The 22,152-nt window shown below is 48.6% G+C and carries 18 protein-coding genes; 1 reads left to right on the forward strand and 17 read right to left on the reverse strand.

Going from position 1 to position 22,152, the window contains the following annotated elements:
- Nucleotides 1-17: 17 nt before the first annotated feature.
- Together hutH and ICC18_RS24030 are read right to left on the reverse strand one after the other, a co-directional pair.
- The gene (gene hutH / locus ICC18_RS24025; RefSeq protein WP_376745663.1) at nucleotides 18-1,589 is read right to left on the reverse strand and encodes a histidine ammonia-lyase; all 1,572 of its coding nucleotides are present in this window, start codon (nucleotides 1,587-1,589) and stop codon (nucleotides 18-20) included.
- A gap of 200 nt (nucleotides 1,590-1,789) precedes the next feature.
- Nucleotides 1,790-3,031 (reverse strand): MFS transporter, encoded by a 1,242-nt coding sequence (locus ICC18_RS24030; protein WP_188176996.1) that lies wholly within the window; start codon nucleotides 3,029-3,031, stop codon nucleotides 1,790-1,792.
- 112 nt (nucleotides 3,032-3,143) lie between these two features.
- Here ICC18_RS24030 and ICC18_RS24035 point away from each other — a divergent pair, with 112 nt between their 5' ends.
- Complete coding sequence (locus tag ICC18_RS24035) at nucleotides 3,144-4,085, forward strand: LysR family transcriptional regulator (RefSeq protein ID WP_188176997.1); 942 nt, start codon at nucleotides 3,144-3,146, stop codon at nucleotides 4,083-4,085.
- On the opposite strand, the gene ICC18_RS24040 is transcribed toward ICC18_RS24035, so the two are convergent.
- From ICC18_RS24040 to ICC18_RS24110, 15 genes are all read right to left on the reverse strand, one after another.
- Nucleotides 4,013-5,272, reverse strand: a complete 1,260-nt coding sequence (locus ICC18_RS24040; protein WP_223192823.1) for an alpha-L-fucosidase — start codon at nucleotides 5,270-5,272, stop codon at nucleotides 4,013-4,015. The two genes, ICC18_RS24035 and ICC18_RS24040, sit on opposite strands and share 73 nt — an antisense overlap.
- An 88-nt stretch (nucleotides 5,273-5,360) precedes the next feature.
- Nucleotides 5,361-7,145, reverse strand: a complete 1,785-nt coding sequence (locus ICC18_RS24045) for an extracellular solute-binding protein (RefSeq protein WP_188176998.1) — start codon at nucleotides 7,143-7,145, stop codon at nucleotides 5,361-5,363.
- Nucleotides 7,146-7,241: 96 nt separating this feature from the next.
- Nucleotides 7,242-8,138 (reverse strand): carbohydrate ABC transporter permease, encoded by an 897-nt coding sequence (locus tag ICC18_RS24050; RefSeq protein WP_188176999.1) that lies wholly within the window; start codon nucleotides 8,136-8,138, stop codon nucleotides 7,242-7,244.
- 27 nt (nucleotides 8,139-8,165) lie between these two features.
- Complete coding sequence (locus ICC18_RS24055; RefSeq protein ID WP_223192824.1) at nucleotides 8,166-9,122, reverse strand: ABC transporter permease; 957 nt, start codon at nucleotides 9,120-9,122, stop codon at nucleotides 8,166-8,168.
- A 370-nt stretch (nucleotides 9,123-9,492) separates the two neighbouring features.
- Nucleotides 9,493-10,404, reverse strand: coding sequence for a DMT family transporter (locus tag ICC18_RS24060; RefSeq protein WP_188177000.1), 912 nt, complete (start codon nucleotides 10,402-10,404; stop codon nucleotides 9,493-9,495).
- Nucleotides 10,401-11,108 carry an ABC transporter ATP-binding protein gene (locus ICC18_RS24065; protein ID WP_188177001.1) on the reverse strand — a complete coding sequence of 236 codons (708 nt, stop codon included), beginning with the start codon at nucleotides 11,106-11,108 and terminating at the stop codon, nucleotides 10,401-10,403. Before ICC18_RS24065 ends, ICC18_RS24060 begins: the two co-directional genes overlap by 4 nt.
- Complete coding sequence (locus tag ICC18_RS24070) at nucleotides 11,105-11,890, reverse strand: ABC transporter ATP-binding protein (protein WP_188177002.1); 786 nt, start codon at nucleotides 11,888-11,890, stop codon at nucleotides 11,105-11,107. Before ICC18_RS24070 ends, ICC18_RS24065 begins: the two co-directional genes overlap by 4 nt.
- Nucleotides 11,887-13,128 carry a branched-chain amino acid ABC transporter permease gene (locus ICC18_RS24075; protein WP_188177154.1) on the reverse strand — a complete coding sequence of 414 codons (1,242 nt, stop codon included), beginning with the start codon at nucleotides 13,126-13,128 and terminating at the stop codon, nucleotides 11,887-11,889. The genes ICC18_RS24070 and ICC18_RS24075 overlap by 4 nt, the downstream gene beginning before the upstream one ends.
- 9 nt (nucleotides 13,129-13,137) lie before the next feature.
- The gene (locus tag ICC18_RS24080) at nucleotides 13,138-14,124 is read right to left on the reverse strand and encodes a branched-chain amino acid ABC transporter permease (protein WP_188177003.1); all 987 of its coding nucleotides are present in this window, start codon (nucleotides 14,122-14,124) and stop codon (nucleotides 13,138-13,140) included.
- 26 nt (nucleotides 14,125-14,150) lie between these two features.
- On the reverse strand, nucleotides 14,151-15,389 hold the full coding sequence (locus ICC18_RS24085) for a branched-chain amino acid ABC transporter substrate-binding protein (RefSeq protein WP_188177004.1): 1,239 nt from the start codon (nucleotides 15,387-15,389) through the stop codon (nucleotides 14,151-14,153).
- An 878-nt stretch (nucleotides 15,390-16,267) separates the two neighbouring features.
- Nucleotides 16,268-16,984 carry an alpha/beta fold hydrolase gene (locus tag ICC18_RS24090; RefSeq protein WP_188177005.1) on the reverse strand — a complete coding sequence of 239 codons (717 nt, stop codon included), beginning with the start codon at nucleotides 16,982-16,984 and terminating at the stop codon, nucleotides 16,268-16,270.
- A gap of 478 nt (nucleotides 16,985-17,462) precedes the next feature.
- Nucleotides 17,463-18,386: a C40 family peptidase gene (locus tag ICC18_RS24095; protein WP_188177006.1), complete on the reverse strand. Its 924-nt coding sequence runs from the start codon at nucleotides 18,384-18,386 to the stop codon at nucleotides 17,463-17,465.
- Entirely contained in the window at nucleotides 18,383-19,483 is a 1,101-nt protein-coding gene (locus tag ICC18_RS24100) for a dipeptide epimerase (RefSeq protein WP_188177007.1), read from the reverse strand. The genes ICC18_RS24095 and ICC18_RS24100 overlap by 4 nt, the downstream gene beginning before the upstream one ends.
- 19 nt (nucleotides 19,484-19,502) lie before the next feature.
- On the reverse strand, nucleotides 19,503-20,432 hold the full coding sequence (locus ICC18_RS24105) for a S66 peptidase family protein (RefSeq protein WP_188177008.1): 930 nt from the start codon (nucleotides 20,430-20,432) through the stop codon (nucleotides 19,503-19,505).
- A gap of 67 nt (nucleotides 20,433-20,499) precedes the next feature.
- Nucleotides 20,500-22,131, reverse strand: a complete 1,632-nt coding sequence (locus tag ICC18_RS24110) for a peptide ABC transporter substrate-binding protein (protein WP_188177009.1) — start codon at nucleotides 22,129-22,131, stop codon at nucleotides 20,500-20,502.
- Between the last annotated feature and the right edge of the window lie 21 nt (nucleotides 22,132-22,152).

The raw sequence follows: 22,152 nt of genomic DNA on the forward strand, positions 1-22,152 counted from the left end.
ATTCCTCCTTGTATTTACTAGTACAGCGATCCTGAAACAGCCTCTACCGCTTGCAGCCACTCGCCTTCCAGAAGTGCAGTCGCCACGTTCTCGATATCACGGGAAGTGGAACGATCCTCCTTAACCGACGGAACGAGAGCACGCAATTGGTCATACAGCACGCGAGTCGCCGGAGCAAGACCTTCCGCCCCGATAAACTCTGCGGCTTCGGCTGCGCAAATGAGCTCGATGGCCAGCACTTTGGACACGTTGTCGATCACCTGCGCCGCATGCCGCGCTGCCGTAGTACCCATCGACACATGGTCTTCCTGATTCGCCGATGACGGGATCGAGTCCACGCTGGACGGATGTGCGAGCACTTTATTTTCCGAAACAAGGGATGCGCTGACATATTGGGTAATCATCATGCCGGAACCTACCCCAGGATTATGGCTTAAAAAAGCAGGCAGTCCGCCGGACAACGCCGGATTGACCAACCGCTCCGTACGGCGTTCGGATATGTTCGCGAGCTCGCTCATGCCGATTTTCAAAAAATCCATGGCAAACGCGATCGGCTGACCATGGAAGTTGCCGCCGGAGATGACGAGATCTTCCCGGACGAATAACAGCGGGTTGTCGGTAGCCGAGTTGATCTCAATGGCGATCTTATCTTGCACATAAGCAAGCACTTGGCGCGTCGCACCATGCACCTGCGGCAGGCAGCGCAACGAGTAGGCGTCTTGTACGCGAAGCTCGCCTTGGCGGGTCGTCAGCTTGCTGCCCTGCAGCAGGTTGCGCAAGTTCTTCGCCACTCCGACCTGCTCAGGATAAGGCCGTACGCGATGCACCTCTTCGGCAAAAGCATCCGGGATGCCGCGTAAGCATTCGACGGTCAAGGACGCAATCACGTCGGCGATTTTCGCGAGGTGCTGCGCTTTAATAAGCGCCAAGGTGCCGATGGACGTCATAATTTGCGTACCATTAATCAAGGCAAGCCCTTCCTTGGCTTGCAAGGTAATCGGTTTAAGTCCTGCTCTGGTAAGTGCTTCCGCGCCTGATAGTCGTTCGCCATGGAAGAATGCCTCTCCCTCGCCCATCAGCACGAGCGCCAGATGAGATAAAGGCGCCAAGTCTCCGCTAGCGCCAAGCGAGCCCTGTTCCGGCACCACCGGGTGTACGCAGCGGTTGATGCAATCGATCAATAGCTGCAGCGTTTCCGTACGGATGCCGGAATGTCCTTTGGCCAGTGCATTGGCACGGAGCATCATAAGTGCGCGAACTGTCTGTTCCGGCAGCGGTTTGCCCACGGCGCAGGCATGGCTGCGGATCAGGTTGACCTGCAGCTGCACGGCATCCTGCGGCGAAATGTGCACATCGCTGAATTTCCCAAAGCCGGTCGTAACGCCGTAGACCACTTTGCCGGCACCGATGAGTTCCTCCACCATCTTGCGGCATGAGACCACACGCCTGAATGCCTCTTCATCCAGTACGACGGGCACATGACCATAAACAACCGCCGCCACCATTTCAGGCGTCAACTGCTCCCCATCCAATAAAACCGGAGTCATTTCTACGTTACTTTCCTGCTGATGTTTGTATACCATTGCCATCGTTTCCTCAGACTCCTTTCTCGCTTTAGCAAAAGAAAGGGACCGTACGGAAGTTAGTAACTTCCATACGGTCCCTTTTTAAAAAAGAGGGTTTTATGCGATTGTCCGGTATCATGCGCTTGCCGATACAACATCGCGATCACTCACTCTATATTAGATTTTTCACCTAATCTGATTTTCACACGCCTGCTCGGAAACTGTCAAGATACCAAATGCGTAGATTTTGTTTGACCGGCTTCATATTTTGCCAGTTTGAGGTATTGGACCCTCTTTTCCTCTTGGCGCATCCGCGATGCTAACAACGCCGCCACCCCCAGGGTAAGCAGCTCCCCTATCACAACCCCTGGCCAACGGTATAGATGCCACCATAACCCAAGATACAAGCTTCCTAAGCTCCCACCCATATAGTAAGAGCACAAATACAAGCTTGCGGCGCTAGCTCGTGCGAAGGCGGCGTTTGCATTGACCCAGCCTGCCGATGCGGAATGAGCGAAGAAATATCCGAAACATTGGAGTACCACTCCTGGTATAATCACCCACAGGGATGGCACCAGGGTCATCAAGATACCTGCGCCAAACAAAGCGATGCCTAAGAGCAAAGCTTTCGTTTTTCCGTTCCGCTCAGCAAAACGTCCGCTAACTGTTGAACCGACGGTTCCGCCCAGATAAGCCAGAAACAACAGTCCAATCACTGATGCCGGCAGGTTGTACGGCGTATCGCTTAACCGAAACGTTAGATAATTGAACCCGCCGATAAAAACGGCGAAATTCAATCCGCCTATGAGAAAAGCGTTGCGCATGGATGGAGTGCCAATATGCCTTTTCATCTCATGCAGCGCTTCCCCTAAGCGCAAAGGTTTCGGGCGAAAATAGCGCGAACGAGGCAGCATCACAGTAAAGCACACCCAGAACAAGCCGCTGGCCAAACCGATAATCAGAAAAGCGGATCGCCAGCCCCACAGATCGGCAAGAATGCCCCCAATAATACGGCCTGACATGCCGCCCAAGCTGTTTGCGCTGATGTACATGCCGATAGAGATCCCTAGCGCACGCGGGGCAAATTCTTCGCTCATATAGGCCATTGCCAGAGAAGGCAGTCCTGCGAGAAACACACCTTGCAATGCTCTAAGCCCGATCAATGCAGAATACCCCGGCACCAGCGAGAGTAATAGTGTAGTGAGGATTGAGCCAAGCATCGTCCATACCATAATTGATTTACGGCCAAGTGCGTCGGACAACGGACCGTAGAAAAGCAAACATGTGCTAATACAGAAAACCACGACAGATAAAGACATGCTGGAAAGCGTCTCGCTAATGCCAAATTCTTGCGTAAACAATGGCAGCATAGGTTGAGTGAGATACACCATTGCGAAAACAAAAAAAGAAGCCAAACTAAGTGAAATCGTTGCCCGCCAGTATGCTTTCGTACCGTATTCGATCATCCCGGCACTCCCTTTACATCGAATTAATACCATGCTACCATGATCTTTATCGATTAATAAAATATATAAAAGTCATTACTTTCATAACTTTCAGGAATAGTTAGGAGGGACCATGGATACACGCAAACTGGAGTATTTTGTGGAAGTGGTACGGGCGGGGAGTTTCACGCGCGCAGCCGAGCGTTTACATGTGGCACAGCCGGCTATTAGTAAATCCATTCAGAAGCTGGAAGATGAACTGCAGTTGATCCTATTCGACCGGTCGGAGAAGTCAGTTACCCTTACGCCAGAGGGGAAAGTGCTGCTCGGCCATGCACAATCGATTCTAGGCAGCATAGAAGAAGCACGTAAAGAGATGGAGGAATTGCGGGGGTTGGAACGGGGTGAAATTCGCATCGGGCTTCCGTCGATGTACGGCAGCTTTTATTTTCCGCAGATCATTAAGGAGTTCAAAAAAAAGTACCCTTCACTCCTCATCAGTGTTGTAGAGGAAGGGACTTTGCAGGTCCGCAAGCTTATCGAGCGCAAGGAAGTCGATTTGGGGATTATTGATTTCGACCATGCCGGACCGGAGATTGAGGTCATACCGCTTCTTACGGAAGAGATGGTAGCTTGCTTTCCAATCGGTCACCCTCTAGCCGGCAGGAAGTCCATCCCGCTGCAGGAAATGATCCATGAACCGCTTATATTGTTCAAAGAGGGTTATTTTCAGAGGAACCTGATTATGGAAACGAGCCAAACCGCGAATATCGTGCCCAATATTACTTTTTCCACAAACCAGCTATCACTTATCCGTTCCCTCGTTGCGGAGGGGATTGGCGTCACCCTCTTTTTGCGCGTCGTTGCAGATTCCGATCCTCAATTGCGGTCCGTTTCGTTAAATCCGCCAGTCTTTCTTCATCTTGGAGTCGGTAGAAGCAGGAATACTTACTTGTCCAAGGCCAGCCAGATATTCCTCGAATTCTTAAAGGATCGGATTTCTCATGGTTTCTCCACTTCCGCTTCCGCCACCCTCACAACAAAATCCATCCCATACGGATACCCCGATGCATAAAAACTGAACAAATCCGCAGCCTCATTTTGAACAAACTCCAAAGCTTCTCCATTGTCCAGCCACTTGATGGAACGAACCCGCTCCTTTACCCCCGTAAACGCTCTCGGCCCGATACCGCCTCCGCCGACGGTGACATTGGAATGGCCGTTCGATCCCAAATCGTGAATAAAGAAGTACAGCTTCCCGTTATCGCCCTTCAAGGCAAAATCCGCACCCGCACCTTGGATGCCTGCCGGCGTTGCTTGATAAACAGCATCCTCATACATATGCACCCAGGCACCCATGGTTTCCAGCAGAAATTTCTGCAAGGGGTCCACCATGCCCGATCCGGTAGGACCAATGTTCAGCAAATAATTGGCGCCAACTTTTCTGCAGCTGCACATGGTTTCGATCAATTGCTTGACGGACTTGGTTTGAAAATCTTTGATTCCAAAACCCCAATGATGATTAATGGTTTGACACATCTCCGCAGCAACATACTTAGTCCGTCCACGCCGGTCGAGCGGGATCGGTCTTCCTTGTTCAAACGTCACACTGTCAATCTCCGGATGGCCATATTCTCCGCGATGGTGCAGCCCGGAATTGTTGACGATAATCGCATCGGGCTGATGTTTGCGAATCATGCCGTACAGCTCGTCCTCCCGCCAATCCGCCATCGGCTTGTCCCAGTTACCGTCAAACCAAAACCCGCCGATCTTCCCATAATGCATGCATAGCACCTCTACGGATTTGATCAAGTATTCCAGATAGGATTTAAAATCTTCCCGGTAGCTTTCCTGATACCAATCGAGTGTCGTGTGATAAAAAAAAGGGACAATCCCTTCCTCACGGCAGGCGTCTACGAATTCGGCAATGAGATCACGTCCTGCGGGACTGTGAATGGCGTCATATTCAGAAAGCCCCCTGGTATCATATAGGGAAAAGCCATCGTGATGCCGTGTCGTCAGCACGATATAGGTCATGCCGGCTTTTTTCGCCAGACGGGTAATCGCTTTTGCATCGTAATCCTCAGCCGTGAATGTATCTTTCAGCTTCCGATACTCGTCTTTGGGGATTCGATCAATGTTCATGATCCATTCCCCTCGGCCCAATTGCGAATATAACCCCCAGTGTATAAACATGCCGAAACCCATGCGCTCGAAAGCGGCTACGCGCGGATAGGGTTCGGGAATATGATTAGCATTCATGCGGGTATCTCCTCCATTAAAATGCAAAGCATCCCGTGCCCCGGCACGGGATGCTTTGCGTGGCTGGCTTCCATCGTCTAATTTGAACTTATTTCGCTGCCCATACGGTTTTCTTGGTTTGTTCAAGCTGGAAGTTTACGACCTCGTCATAGCCGAGACCTTTGGCTTTGGTCAGCAATTGCTCCTTCAATTTGTTAAACTCGGCTTCATTTTTCGCGAACACCATTTTCCAGGAATGCTCTCGGATGACCTTGCCGACTTCGCTTTGTTTTTGCTGGATGTCCGAAGGCGGAGTCACGGGAGCCGTTCCGGTAAAGACCGGCTTCTGCACGGCCACCATGTTGTGTTTGACGAAATACTCTTTCGGTGTCAATACGCCCATCGCCTCCCTCCAGCTTTTATCCGCAGGGTTCGTATTATGGGTCAACGTTGAATTCCATAAGTTATAGTCATACGGTTCTTTCGTCTCCGGGTGGATCATCGAATTTTTTAACGTCGTATTGTTGATTTGGTTCGTACCGTCCTTGAACGTTCCGCCGCCGTACTCCGCCGGAACCGGCTCCGCGTTGGCAGGGAGCGCTTTCCAGCCGTATTCGGTTACGAACGGTTTGCCGTCCTTGATATCCCAGGCAAGTCCTTTAGGTCCGTAATACGATTCCAACATGCCTTCCGGGGTATACAGCCAATTCAAGAATTGCATGATGCGGGCCGGGTCTTTTGCCTTCGAACCGATTGCCCATACGCGGACGCCGCCGTAAGGATTTTGTCCGTAAGAGAAAATTTTCTCGTCCTGGAACGGTACCAATTGGAAGGACTTCCCTTTTGAAGTGTGCTCAGGCGTATTGTATACGTTGTCCAGCCATGGGAATTGAGAGAAGAAGACTTGACCGTCTTTGAATTTGTTCGACGCATCCGAGAATTTTTGCGTGAGCGAATCCGGATCAAGCAGCCCCATTTGGTTGGCGTCGAAATAGAATTTCAAGCCTTGCATGTAATAACTGTTATCATCCAGCAAGCCTTGATGCTTGTTTTCTGTTGCGGATGTCAGAATCAAATCGCCGGGATTGAAGCCGTCGCCCTCCTGATATCCGTGGAACTGAGCAGTGACCTTGGCCAGCGTCATGAAGTTGTTGTCCCAGTCCGACCACAGTGAAAATCCGTACGTCGGGCGGCCGGATTCGCTTTTCGGCTCGAGCTCCTGCATCTTCTTCAGCAAAGGCAAGTAGTCGTTCAATGATTTGATTGGCGGACTGCCCAACTTTTGATACAGATCAAATCGGATATCGGGGCCGAAAACCATCGTTGCGCCTTCGGAAGGACCGTCTCCGGCTCCTACATCATGACCGATCCCATAGACCGCGCTGCCGCCGCCAAATTGCTTTTTGTTCGCATCGATCGCTTGACCCGCATTTTTCAAGATGTCCTTTCCGTGCTTATCAAGAATGCCGTCTTTCGTCCAATCGAGCAGTAAGCCTGCTTTAATGGCGTCTTGATAATCTTTGCCGTTGGTGCCGAAGACCACGAGGTCCCCCAGATTGCCGGACGCCATCATCGTGGCGATTTTTTGCTGGCCGCCTGCCAGGTTGGAAGCGATGATGTTCAGCTTGATGTTGAACTTGTCTTTAATCAGCTTGGCAAACCATCCGGGTTGTTCACCGGCATAGTTGGCGAGCATGGAAAAGACCGTAATCGTCAGCTCCGGGTTATTGGATTTGCCGGCATCATTTCCATTGTTCGCGCTTGCCGGGCTCGACTTTGAATCCGAAATCGGCTGCGCGGTCGAACCCCCGCCATTGCTGCTGCAAGCGGTTACGAAAACGAGTGAGATTATAACTGCGAGCGACAAGACAGACCACTTTTTCCCTTTAAGCATACTTGGGCTTCACCTCATTAAATTGATGTACTTCGCATTACAAATCGCTTTCGTGTAACGCGTCACCTCCTTGACGTAATCTGCAGTACTGCCTGACTATCCTTTTACAGCCCCGATCAAGATACCTTTAACAAAATATCGTTGAAAGAATGGATATACGAGCAAAATCGGTGTGATCGCGATCATGGAGACGGTCGTCCGGATGGATGTCGACGTCTGCATATTGGCCAGATTGATGCTGCCCCCGCCTTGCGCGCTCTTCATGAGCTGAGCTAGCGAAGTCGCCTCGTTCATATACCGATACAGAATAAATTGAAGTGTGAACAGCTTGCCGTCCGTCACCAGAAACAATGTATCTGTGAACGAATTCCACTGAGTAACCGCCGCAAAGATGGCAATCGTCGCGAGTATGGGCATAATTAAAGGAACGACGATCTTCGAGAATATGGTGAGGTAGCCGGCTCCGTCGATTTGCGCTGATTCCTGCAAAGCAACCGGTGTGGATTCGACAAACGTTTTGACCAAAATGATATAAAACGGCGCTACGATACCGGGCAGAATATAAGCGAGAAAATTATTGACCAATCCCAAATGAAGCATGGTAATGTACCAGGGAATCAGTCCCGCATTAAAATACATCGTAATCATGAGGGATCGGTACCAAAATTTTCTTCCCCACATTTCGTTCTTGGTGAACAAATATCCGAGAAAAGCCGACACGGCAACGGTAAGCGCCGTCCCGAGCACGGTGCGGGCAATCGAAACGAAGACGGCTCTCCCTAATCCGGGAATCTTGAATACTTGGACGTAATTATCAAAATGAATGCCTTTCGGATAAAACATCACCAGCCCTCTGCTGCTCCAATCGTTATTGCTGATCGTGTTGATGAACAGGTAATAGAACGGGAATATGCAAGCAAGTGTAAATAGCGCAAAAACCGTATAATTCAGGATCGAAAACGTACTAAACCGGGACGCAGATTTCGCAACCATACGATGCTCCTCTCTGGATATGGCCAATCAGATAATGCTCTCTCCGCGAACAAGTTTCGAAAGTCCGTTCGCAACGAACAGCAGGAAGATACTGATGATTGATTTAAGCAGGCTGACAGCGGTAGAGTACGAGAAGTTGGAATTCAACATCCCGATATTGTAAACGTACAAATCGAGCACTTCGATATGGCTCGTATTGATCGCATTTTGAAAGACGTAATACTGTTCAAGCCCGTTATTGATAAAATTGGCGATGGTAAGCACCAGCAGGACAAAAAACGTCGGCATCAAGCCTGGAACGGTCACATGCCACATCAGTCTAAACCTGCCTGCGCCGTCGACTTTGGCCGCTTCGTACAGTTCCTGGTCAATTCCGGTTATGGCAGCAATATACATAATTGCGCTCCAACCTAGCGTTTTCCATATATGCCATAATGTCATCGCCAGCCAGGTGTGGTTGTCTGAAGCTAGAACGTTCATGGGCCGGGTGATGAGGCCAAGATCCGTCAGGAGGTGGTTAACGAAGCCGTTATCGACCGAAAATAGCATAAAGGCAAAGGAATACACCAATACCCAACTAATGAAATTCGGCAATGTCGTCATGATTTGCACGATTTTCTTGAACCAGGCTGTGTTAACCTCCGTCAAAAAAATGGCAAAAATAACAGGCAGAATGGATGTCAGGATATTCAAAGAACTCATCGCCACCGTATTGCGAAGGACGCGAAGCACTTCCTGCCGTTGAATGGCATTGGAAAACATCGATTCGAACCAATGAAATCCCATGAAGTTCGTCTGTGACAGCGGAATTCCCGGCCGGTAGTCGTAAAAGGCGTAAATCCAACCGTACAGCGGTAAATAAGAAAACAAAAAAGCTAAAATCAAGAACGGCAGCGCCATAAAAAACAGCTTGTACTTTGCCTTATTCTGAAATCGCTTTCGGATCTGCGTATCCTGAACAGCTAGATTGGCTTCGGCCTGCATACTGCTTCCCCCTTAACATTTTTACATTCACCACATCTTTAGAAAGCGCTTCCATTCCTTATATTTTACCTTACCCGGTTTTGCATGTTATACCCCCATAACTCATCTTAAAATCATATGCAAATTGATAATTCGGCAAAAACGCCTGTCAATTAACGAGAAAAACACAATTGCATATAAGATATATCCACCAAAACAGTTTGGAGTCCGATTTTACAAAATTGCAGCTTGGTTTGTGCAAGACGATGTTCGATGAGCGCATTATAAGTTGGCAAAATCGGACTGCGATAAGCTATAGAAAAAAAGAGAACCACTCGTTTAAAGAGTGATTCTCACAGATTCTCACTTGCTTTAAACCCTGTTTACCAGATTACCTTATTTCCTTCGGCATCAAACTATGAAGGAGCATCCCTAGAACTACAGTAAGCATCCCTATCCAAGATAAGATAGAAGGAAATGCAGCTTTAAGAAGCACCAATTCTCCTATTACAGCAAAAATGATTTCACCCGCCTGAGTGGCTTCCACAGCGGCCAGTTGATGTACAGACCCCTGTACCCTATCCGTCGCCGAAAAAAAGAGTACGGTTGCAATAACTCCCGAACAAACGGCTACAATAGCAGACTGACCGATTTGCCCTGCACTCGGTGCGCCGTCGTGAACAAGCGCATAGACCGAGAGCACGATCCATAACGGAAGACTGGCTATTGTCATACCAAGAACGCGCTGATAGGCATCCAGCCGCCCTTCGCAAACGTCCATCATTTTTCGGTTGCCCAACGGATAAGCAAAAGCTGCGAAAAGAACCGGTATCACGCCTAATAGCGTTTCTTTTAGCGAAAGATGGCCAGCTTGTTCCGCCTGGATAACAGCTACGCCAACTAAGATGACGAGGGACAACAGCAGGCCTTTTACCGGGACTTTATTGCCGAACAATGGGGCAAGCAATGAGCCTGCAACAATGGTAATCTGCCAAGTTGCTGCAAGAAGCCATCCCGGTCCGTAGGCAGCTGAAAAACATACCGGCAAATAAAATAAACCGAATCCGACAAAGCTCCAGCCCATCCATACCCATAGCCGCTTTCTCATATCGATCAGCAAGGCCCGCATATTTCCCCTGATCAAGACAATCAACAGGAGGATAGGGAGCATGAATAAAAAGCGAAGCGACGCGCTCCAGATCCAATATCCGCCAGATAACTCCATAGCCCGGTTCATGATGAAAGAGAACGAGAAAAAGAATGATGCCATGATGCCGTAAAACATCGGGAGAAATCGTTTCATCCTGCCAAATAAGCTTCCTTCACTTGATTATTGACAAGCAGCAATTTGGCATCATCCTCCAGAATGATTTCACCGGTCTGTATGACATAGCCGCGATGGGCAATTTGCAGCGCTTGAAATGCGTTTTGTTCCACGAGCAGAATTGTCATCCCCGTGCGGTTCAGTTCCTGAATAATTTCAAAGATTTGATCCACGATGACCGGAGCCAATCCCATCGATGGTTCATCAAGGAGCAATAGCTTTGGTTTCATCATGAGCGCGCGGGCGATGGCAAGCATTTGTTGTTCTCCGCCGCTCATGGTGCCTCCGGTTTGGTTCAACCGTTCTTTTAAGCGGGGAAAATAGATAAAGGACTGTTCCATACGCTCTTTGATTACTTTTTTATCCTTAACCGAAAATCCGCCCATTTCCAGATTCTCTTTAACCGTAAGCCGAGGGAATATACGCCGGCCCTCCGGGACATGAGCAATGCCTTCCATTGCCGTTTGATGAGGCGGCCAGGCGGAGATGTTGGTTTCATGAAACAGGATAGAACCCTTCGTCTTCACTTGACCGCAAATCGATTTAAGCGTTGTAGATTTACCCGCTCCGTTGCAACCGATCAACGTTACAATTTCCCCTTCATTTACATGGAGCGTAATTCCCTTTAAAGCATGGATGCCGCCATAGTAAGCATGAACCTCTTGAAGCTTTAGCAAGCTCATTTCATCACCTCTTGTCCTAATGCGCTTTTACCTAAATAGGCTTCGATCACTCGCGGATTCGAACGAATCTCACGGGGAGCTCCCTCGGCTATTTTTTCGCCGTGATCCAGCACGAGAATGTGATCGGAAAGATCCATGACTAGCTTCATATCGTGCTCAATTAAAATAATCGAGATGTCCAGCTCCCGCTGAATGCTTCGGATAAGCTCGGTCAATTGTACGGTTTCGCGAGGGTTCATTCCCGCAGCCGGCTCATCCAAAAGCAGTACTTTCGGTTTGGCCGCCAGCGCCCTCGCGATTTCCAGACGTCTTTGCGCTCCGTAAGACAGGCTGTTCGCTTTTTCATTCAGCAGCCGCTCGAGACCGACATACCGCAAGATTCGGTAGGCTTCATCCATCGCTTTTTGCTCCTCAAGCCGAACTTTAGGAAGACCCAGCAGCGTGCTGAATATACCCGCTTTCAGATGAATATGCATACCGACCATCACATTTTCAAGAACAGTCATGTTTCCAAACAACCTAATATTTTGAAAGGTACGGACAATGCCCTTTTCGGTTATACGATCCGGCTTCACCTTCACGATCGACTTGCCTTCCAGTTCGATTTGGCCCTCATCAGGCGTATAAATGCCGGTGATCATATTGAAAAAGGTCGTTTTTCCGGCACCATTCGGACCGATGACAGCAGAAATCTTGCCTTTCCGAAATTCAAAATGAACACCGTTAACGGCAACCAACCCGCCAAAGCGTTTGACCAGATTGCTAACACGCAAGACAGTCATTGGACGATCCCTCCGCTCTGCTGGTTTACGCTCACCTTGCGATTCTTTGCGGAAATCAATCCATTTGACCTAAAGATGGCGATCAGGATTAAAATAGCTCCAAAAATAAACCGCTGCATTTTGGATGGGGATAAGGCATTCGGAATATGAACCACGCCTTGCAGCGTCAATTGGTTCAACCAGTTCGTGAATTCCGTCAGCACCTGCAGGTTGAGGATTGTCACGAGTGCAGCTCCGAGAATGACGCCGGGAACGCTCCCCATGCCCCCCAAAACAACCATGACTAGAATCGTAGTGGACTCGAGCAATGTAAAACTGGATGGATCAATAAATGTTTGTTTGGCGGCGAAGACGACGCCCATCATCCCTGAGAAGGAAGCCCCTACTGCGAACGCCGTTAACTTGGTGCGAATTAATGGGACCCCCATCGATTGTGCGGCAATTTCGTTCTCCCGAACGGCTTTCCAAGAACGACCCAATCGGGAGTGCTCAAATCTCCTTACTCCGAAAATAACAAAAGCCAAGATCGCGATAACAATAAAATAAAAATGATGAGGATGCGTGAATTCGAAACCGAACAAATTCGGAGGCTTAATCGATGAAATACCCATGGCTCCGTTCGTGATGTTCACCGGCTTCTCCAGGTTATTGAAGATAATCCGTATGATTTCCCCGAAGCCCAAGGTGACGATAGCGAGATAATCCCCCTTCACCCTAAGCACAGGCAAACCGAGAAGAACGCCGAACAGCGCAGCCATAAAGCCGCCGATGATAATAAAAAGCCAGAACGTGGAACCGGTGAGCGGGAATATATCCCCTGGTATGAAGTGATTCGCTTGAGCGGTGGAAAAGATGCCGTACGTATACGCCCCGATTGCGAAGAAGGCGACAAATCCCAAATCCAAAAGTCCCGCGAATCCGACAACAATGTTCAACCCTAGTGCCATCGCGATATAAATGCCGCTCTGCGTCGCGACTTCCATGTAGGAATCATAGGCGGGTCCTCCGGATGTAGCGAGAGGAATAATCAAGATGAGAAGTGTGCCGCCGATGATCCATTTGACTCTATTGCTGAATGAAGTGTAGTAAAGCATGAGGAGAGAAGCGAGTAATAATAAAAATGCAGTAACCGATTTTGCCGTCAAATATACGCTAAGCGACGTGACCGCGACAAAGATAACAAGAATCAAGGCTTGAATTTTCGCATTTTGCAGCAATACTTGTTTGATTTTATCCATCGCCATCACCTACACCTTCTCTTTGACGGCTTTACCGAACAAGCCTTCGGGTTTAAAAATCAGTACGATAATGAGGATCATGAACGAAAATACATCTTTATACTCGGCTCCGAAGCTGCCGTTCGTCAGTAAACCAAGATTGGAAGAAGCAAACATCTCTAATAGCCCGATGACGAGCCCGCCGAACATCGCTCCCCGAATGTTGCCGATACCGCCGAGCACTGCGGCAGTAAATGCTTTTAAACCCAATATATACCCGATAAACGGATCAATGGTCCCATACTGCTGTGCAAATAATACCCCTGTAGCGCCTCCTAAGGAAGAACCGATGAAAAAGGTCAACACGATGATTTTATTCACATTGATCGACATCAGCGAGGCTGTTTCACGATCTTGCGCAACGGCGCGCATGGCTACTCCCCATTTAGTGCGGTTGACGAACAAATCCAGTCCGATCATCAGTAAAACGGCTACCGCGATAATAATAATGGTGTTGATTTTCAGAGACGCGTCGCCAAGCCAAGAGCCAAGAGAGGAAGTACCGATTTTCACATTTTTATCGTATAACGTGATGCCGCTTACGATATAATTGCCTGTTTTTAACTCGGAAATAAAACGGACGAGATCTTGTACCACAAAGGAAACCCCGATAGCGGAGATGAGCGAAATCAACTTGGGCGCTTTCCTAAGAGGACGATAAGCAATTCGTTCTATCCCTACACCCATGATCCCCGTGAAAAGCATTGCTATAGCAAGGATAAGAATGTAAGCGATCCATCCCGGCATACCGTCAAGCCACCCTGTAGAGTGAAACACAAACAATACCGATGTACCGACGAATGCACCGGTCATAAAAACTTCTCCATGTGCAAAATTGATCAGCTCCAGAATGCCGTACACCATGGTATAGCCTAACGCGACGACCGCATAAATAGCGCCTAATGCAAGGCCGTCGATTAATACTTGGGGGAGTGTGTGCAGGATGTTTACAATCATGAAGCCTCTCCTTTCGGTGATTAGGCTTACTTGCTGACTTCGGAAATCATACTTCCCGGATAGGCCGGACCTCCGAATTTATAAATGAACACTTTTGCGTAAGTGTTATCACCCTTGCCGTCAAAGCTGATTTTCGTTGCTAAACCTTGGAAATCTTTCGTGGCACGAACGGCATCCCGTACCTTATCGCGGGTTGGCACTTTTCCGCCATTTGCAGCCGCTGCCGTTTTAATGCCGTTAAGTATCACAGTCATACAATCATATGCATATGCCGAGTAACCATCAGGGCTTTTACTGAACTTGGCCTTGTATTGGTCGGCCCATTTTTTGCCTTCTGCCGTTTTGGTAATATCCGTAGCGATTGAGGCGTACAAGGCATCCTTTACTTTATCTCCGGCTACATCAACCAGACCTTGCGAGTCCCAAGCATCTCCACCCATGAATGGCGCCATAATGCCTTTATCACGCGCTTGCTTGATGAGCAGACCGCCTTCCCCGTACAATCCTCCGAAGAAGACGAAGTCCGGTTTTTTGCTAAGCGCAATGTTTAGCACGCCGTTGAAATCCTTTTCGCCTACTGTTATTCCCTCATACCCGACAATGGTGGCGCCAAGCTTCGTCGCAGCATCTTTAAACGCATCTGCCAAGCCTTGTCCGTATGCGGTTTTGTCTTGTATGACAAAAATATTTTTGGCCCCCACCGTCTTCACTGCGTACTCGGCTGCTGCCGGTCCTTGGAAGTCGTCGCGGGCAACGATTCGGTTCACGACTTTCAGGTTACGGTCCGTAACCTCCGTTGCCGTATTGGATGGCGATACCATGACTGCGTTATATTTTTCATAAACGACCGATGAAGGTATGGCTACGCCGGAGTTCATATGCCCCACGATTCCGAGGATCGATTGATCCGCGCCAATGATCTCAGCATTCGCAACACCTTTCTTGGGATCTCCTTGATCGTCGTAAGGGACAAGCTGCAGCTCGAATCCAAGCTTATCGAACTCCGCTTTATGATCATCCAAGGACAGCTGGGCACCCAGTTTAATTGCTTCGCCTTGAACGGCGCTTCCTCCGGACAATGGAGATTGGGTTGCGATTTTAATGACGGTTTTCGCGCCTCCGCTGCCGGGTTTGGCCGTTTCCGCTGTTCCTGTGGCCGTACTTGTGCTTGTGCTTGTACTGGTATTTCCGTTTCCGCAACCCGCCAACAAACCTAGTGCAAGTGCCGAGACCGAGATCATAAGAGCTGTCTTCTTCAAATTCATGAAACAACCTCCCAAGATAAGTTAGTAACACAATAATTACTAGTTATGATATATATAATAACATGTAATTAACATAAAAATAGCCGATGTTGCAGTAATCAGAACTTCGATTAAAGTGCGAAATTCTTGAAAAATTACTAGATCGGCTTTGTTTTCTCTATGTTGATCTTACAAATATTATATTAATGGAATTGGATATATACGTCAATATTCCTGACATAAAATATTAAATTCAATTCTTGTGTTAGTATTATGTTAATTTTTAATTTATGTTATGTTATATTAACGTTATTTTTTAACACAACCCAACTAGCTCTCTTGTTTATTCCACACAATTCTATCCTCTATGCCCCCGGTTTTCGTTTCAAAAGATGTTTTTCATCGTTAATACGTGAAGGTGGGTGAGATTATATCCTCTAGCGATGTTTTTCATTCTTAGAGATGGGACAGGGGCGGGTTGAAGGTGCTTAGTGAGGCTGTAAAGATGTTTTTCATCGTTACAGACGTGGGGAGGGTGAAATCATTACCTCTAGCGATGTTTTTCATTCTTAGAGATGGGACAGGGGCGGGTTGAAGGTGCTTAGTGAGGCTGTGAAATCATTACCTCTAGCGATGTTTTTCATTCTTAGAGATGGGACAGGGGCGAGTTGAAGGTGCTTAGTGTGGCTGTAAAGATGTTTTTCATCGTTACAGACGTCAGAGCAGGTAGAATCATATCGCAGCATCTTGATTGGTCCATTCATAACCGCATGCGATTGATTGATTGATTGATCGATCGGTCTGGACATTGCTGTCTAATGAAATCTGGGTATCCAAATATTAACAACAAAAGAGCCTTGCCGAAGGTCATCATAGATGACTTCAGGCAGGCCCGAATTTTAGCTCGCATCCAATTGCAACAGAAACGAATTTAAAGCAAAACGAAGTTCGTCCGGTTTACTGAGCATAGGCAGATGTCCTGATTCAAGTACTTCGACATGCTGTGGGGCAAGATTGGCAATCATTTTATCCTGATGGGACGGATTCATCTCTTGGTCATTCATTAGTTTCAGATAAAGCTTAGGCACTCGCGGAGGAAGCGCTTCTATCCGATCCGTATAAACGCGTACCGACTCCGGGGCAAATCCGCGTACGACTTCATTTGCTTGGTCAGGCGAAAGATCATTACACAACCCCTTGCGAATGGCCGATTCTGGCGGTTGCGTTCCAAATGCACGTAAAAGAACACGCATCAATGTACGTTGCGCAAAGGGCAGAACGGATAGAAATGACCCGCCCTGGCTTGGAATAGTCGCCCCGACTGCCACAAAACCCACAAGCCGATCCGAAAAATCTTCGGCAATTTTAAGGGCAAGGACTCCCCCCAAAGAATGCGCGACGATGACAAATTTTAGAACATCCCAAGCTTGAATTTGCTGCTTGATATGGGTGATGTAATCTTGAAGCGATAACGACTGCCTTATCGTTTTATCACCCTCCCGCTCAGGAAAGTCTACCAGTAAACTGGGGGATTCCAGCCCAGTTACAACCTGTCCCCATATCCGGCTTTCCAGACCTGCTCCATGAATAAATACGAAACCAATCCGCTCTTTCATCTTTCAATGCCCTCCACTCGATTGCTTTTGATCCTATTATAAAAAAACTTCCCTGACAGTTATGGTCAGGGAAGTCATAGCGGGAAAACGATACAGGAGAAAGCATAAGCAAGGGTTGCCCATTATCGAACGATAGTGAGCAACACCCTCTATCGGTCAGCCTTATCATTCTTACAGCGGTAATGTATGAATTGCGCAGGAGGCTTGGGACTGCTTTGCCGAATGAACGACCTGCATTTTATACATAATAATTGGCACTAAAAGCAGCGTTATAGGATGCGACCTACAAAAGATACATCTAAATCACCTGGTTTTACTTAGTGACGGAGCTTTTCGGGCAAATGAGATGCAGGTTCTGCAGGTCAATACGTTGAAACCGGCAAATCAGCCAGAATAAAATGTACTTTTTGCAGGTCGGGTGAGTTCAGAGAAGTTCGGAGCACGGACGTTTTATTTTCAACTCATTGAGGATCTTGCACTACCCCCAGTACCGCCGAGACATACAATGCTCTTTAGCCAACTTATAGCTGCTCAAATCTACAATTTCAATCGATTTTATCGATTCAGGCGAATGGATCATCTGATTGTCACCGACATATATCCCCACATGGTGAACAGCTCCCTTTCCTTCCTCATGCGCGAAAAAGAGCAAATCCCCCGGTTCCAGCTGTTCCTTGTCAACGAGTATTCCCTGCTTGGCCTGGTCAGAGGCATCTCTTGGAATCAATATCCCAAAATACCTGTGCATATTATAGGCGAAACCGGAGCAATCGTAGCCGAAAGAGGACATGCCGCCCCATAGGTAAGGAAGATCGAGGAACCTCCTTCCCTCCTCTACGATTCCGCGTCCGATATGGTCTTCTCCAAGCTTGGGAGCCAGGGGGCTATCGATCAAACGAACCTCGTCTGCTTTTAAATATCCTGATCCCTCCGGCGTCTTCACCTCGACCCATTCTTCCGTTTCCTCAATCACAGGCAGAGAGGTCAGATAGCTCAATTCGATCCAGCGTTCGGACGGATTCCGATACAACCATGCATGAGTAGTTATAACATCAGCCCATTTCGAATCCTCGGGAGCGTCCGGTACTGAAGCCAACTGGCATCTTGGCACCCATCCAGGATAGCCCAAAGCTTCTTTCCGGGTTCCTTGCTGCGGGATGAGCACCTGAACCCAATCTTCCAATTCTTCTACAACCAGCACGGAGGTACCATACAAAATTTGCGTCTGAATCCGGTTGCCACCCCACAAGTCCAGCTTATCGTCCAGCGTCATCCGCTTTAGCCATTCTCTGATTTCAGCCGGATTCCTCAATGCTAGTTCATCCAAAGGACGTGGAGATTCCGGCTTTGTCCATACTGTTGCGACAGAAACGGCTACAGTCATTCTCGGAAATTCGCTCATGATCCCACAACACTTTCACTATGGATTACGTCTTGAATGCCAAGACCCGCTACTTTAGGGAAAGTCATCATTCTGCCGTCATACTGCACTCCGCCTACCACAATATCGTTCAACATCATCAATGGGGCATCAAAATCAAAGCGTGTAATGTTCTTCTTGCTTGCCGCAAGATGAGCCGCGGCCGTTACGGCCACACGGGATTCGATCATGCTGCCCACCATGCACTCGACGCCGAATTCTTCAGCGATATGGTTAATGATTTGCGCTTTGTAAATACCGCCGGATTTCATTAGCTTGATATTAATCAGATCGGCTGCCCGGTGTTTCAGCACTTCAAAGGCCTGTGCGGGAGAAAAGACGCTCTCGTCTGCCATAATCGGCGTTTCTACGGCATCGGTGACCGTTTTCAGCCCTTCGATGTCGTTCGCTTTCACCGGCTGTTCGACCAGTTCAATATCAAGCCCCAAGTCCTCCATACGGCGGATTGTACGAACGGCGTCCTTCACCTGCCACCCCTGATTCGCATCAATGCGAATCTTGACTCCACTCCCGACGCAGCTGCGGATTTCCTTGATTCTTTCGATATCCTCAAGGATATTATCCTTGCCCACTTTAATTTTCAGTACATTGAACCCTTCACGCACATAACGGATGGCATCTTCCCCCATCTCCTTAGGCGAATTAACGCTAACCGTAAAATCCGTCTCGATCTGATCCTTATATCCTCCCAGGAACTGGTACAATGGCAGACCGCAGTGCTGCGAGACCAGATCATATATAGCCATATCTACAGCCGCTTTAGCGCTGCTGCTGCCGATCATCGAGTGATGAATTTCCTGCAAAATGCGTTCGTAGGCCAGCAGGTTTTTGCCGATCAATAGCGGGGTAAACGTATTGACGATAGCCGATTGGATGCTCTCCAGGCTGTCTCCGGTTATGACAATGGTCGCCGGCGCCTCTCCCCAACCGACTCTGCCGTCGCTAGCCTGCATGCGGACGATAATGGATTCCGCTTCATACACGGTGCGCAGCGCTGTTTTAAACGGCTTTTTGAGCGGCGTGGACTGCCTCATTACATCTATGCTTTGTATGTTCATGCTAGTAACCTTAACCTCCTCATGCCTCTACACCGGGTTCCATACATACCAGCGACTTATCGTACGTGCTCATCTTTGCTACGATTCCGATCGGAACTGCAATATTCGGAGAGCAGTGGCCGATTTTAAATCCGGAGAGCGTCGGTTTCCCTGCGGACACGATGTGGTCGTTAAAAATCTGCTCCAATGTAAGCGATATCTTGCGTTTATTCGGCACGCAATTGTTAAAATTGCAGACCAGAATTCCCGCCGCATCGGCAAATTTACCCGCTTGCTTCAATTGATTCAACATCCGGTCTAACCGGTAAGGCTCTTCGTCGATATCTTCAATAAACAGAATTTTGCCCCGCGTGTCTAGCTCGTAAGCAGTTCCAAGCGTGCTTGCGATCAAGGAGATGTTCCCGCCGACGAGGGCCCCTACGGCTTCTCCTTCCACTAACGTTTGCAGAGGAGAAATCTCTTCCATATAGCAGAGAACGGACGGTCGGATGAGCGTCTCATAATTTTGCACCGTAAGCGGATGCACATCTTTGCCCAGATCGATCAGCATCGGACCGTGAAAAGTAACCAAACCTGCGCACTGTCCAATCGCCGAATGCAAAAAGGTAATATCGCTATAGCCCCAAAAAATTTTTGGATTGGCCCGAATGAGTTCATAGTCTAACCGATCGGCAATTCTTCCGGTACCATATCCGCCTCGCGCGCAAATGATCGCTTTAATGTCCGGGTCTGCGAACATAGCGTTCAACTCCCGAGCCCGCTCCTCATCAGTTCCCGCAAGGTAACCGTGCTGCTCGGACAAAGTATCTCCAAGCCGGACATGCAGCCCCAGCTTTTGCAGATAGGTCGAAGCCGCTATAACCTGCTCCCTGTCGACCCAGCTAGCAGGAGCCGTAATGGCTACCGTATCCCCGGGACTTAACCGCCGGGGCTTTATAAGCTCAAACATGCTGCCGCTCCTTTCCCGCTTGAAAAAAGGGGAGAAGCACCTTTCACAGGTACGTCCCCTAATCAAATCATTTCAAATTCGCCCACTTAAAGTCGACGAAACCGAAAGCGTGTCTGACTACGCCCTCCAATTTTTCGCTTTGCATATATGCCGTGTTATAGAAATAGAGCGGCAGAATCGGAGCGTCATCCATCAGAATTTTTTCCGCATCATGCATCAGAGCGAAGCGTTTTTTCTCATCTGGTTCATTGTATGCGTCTTTAATCAATTTATCATAGGAAGCATTGACCCATCCTGTACGGCTGAATGGATTCGTCGACTGGAATCCGTCCAGGAAATTGATCGGATCGGCAAAGTCCGGAAGGAACGAAGAACGGGATAGTTGAAGCTGAAGCTTCTTCTGTTCGTCCGTCATCACTTTGCCTTCTTTATTGGCCAGCTTTACATCGATGCCCAGGTTATCTTTGAACATGGCTTGAACCGCTTGTGCAATTCTTTGGCTGACATCATTCGTGTTATAGGTCAATGTGACCTCCGGCAGCGTGGTGTATTTTGCTTCCTGCATCCCTTTAGCTAATAGCTGCTTGGCCTCTGCCGCATCAAACTTGATCAGGCTGCCGCCGACTTTGCGGAAATCTCCGCCCGCAGGATCCTTTAGTCCAGGAGACACATAACCATCGGCAGGCTTCTGCTTTTGCTTCAAGACTAGATCAACAAGCTTCTGTCTGTCGACCGCAGCGATGAAAGCTTTTCGAATGTTAACGTTGTTAAATGGTTCCATCTTCGTATTAAAGCGGTAGAATGCGGTGCCTGCGGCATCTTCGACCGTTACTTTGTTCTCGGCAAACAGCTTTTCGCTCAGATCAGCCGGGATGGATCCTGTCGTATGAAGCTCACCCGTAGAGTATAGCTGATAGGCTGTATTGGAATCATTGACCATCTTGTAAGTGACACCGCCCAGTTTCACGTTAGCCGCATCCCAATACTGGTCGTTTTTCACCATTTTCAGCTCGCTGTCATGCTTCCATTCGGTAATGGTGAACGGCCCGTTGCTCACGATCGTTGCCGCTTCGCCGGCCCATTTGGCATTCTTCTCCACGACAGCCTTGTTGACCGGGAAGAACGCGGGGCTGGATACCATGCCGATCAACCAGGAAGCAGGCTGCGCCAAAGTGACTTCAAGCGTCTTATCGTCAACAGCCTTCACTTTCACATCGTCAGCCGAACCCTTACCGGAGTTGAAGGCTTCCGCACCTTCAATGGGATAAGCGAGGAAAGCGGCATCGGACGCAGTTTTCGGATCGAGCAGACGCTTCCACGCGTACTCAAAGTCGGCTGCTTTCACCGGGTCGCCGTTCGTCCATTTAATGCCGTCGCGCAGCGTGAATGTATACTTTTTGCCGTCGGGAGTGACTTTCCATTCTTTCGCCATGGCCGGCTCCGGATTGTGATCCTTGCCCAGTCGGGTCAATCCCTCAAACGCATTGTTGACAATATCATACGAAACTTGGTCAAAACCAATAGGAGGGTCGATGGATGTTGGCTCTTTTAAATTGTTATACAGGAGAATTTTAGGCTTCGTGTCTTTCCCGCTATCCGTTGCTTTGGCAGCTTCGGGACTTTGATCTTTACTGCACCCCGCTAGTATCGTACCGATAATCAATGTACAGCCGACGAGCAATGCTAAACCTTTTTTCATGGCACATCTCCCTTTTCATGT

This window comes from Paenibacillus sedimenti, from assembly GCF_014534655.1.
Taxonomy (GTDB): Bacteria; Bacillota; Bacilli; order Paenibacillales; family NBRC-103111; genus Paenibacillus_E; species Paenibacillus_E sedimenti.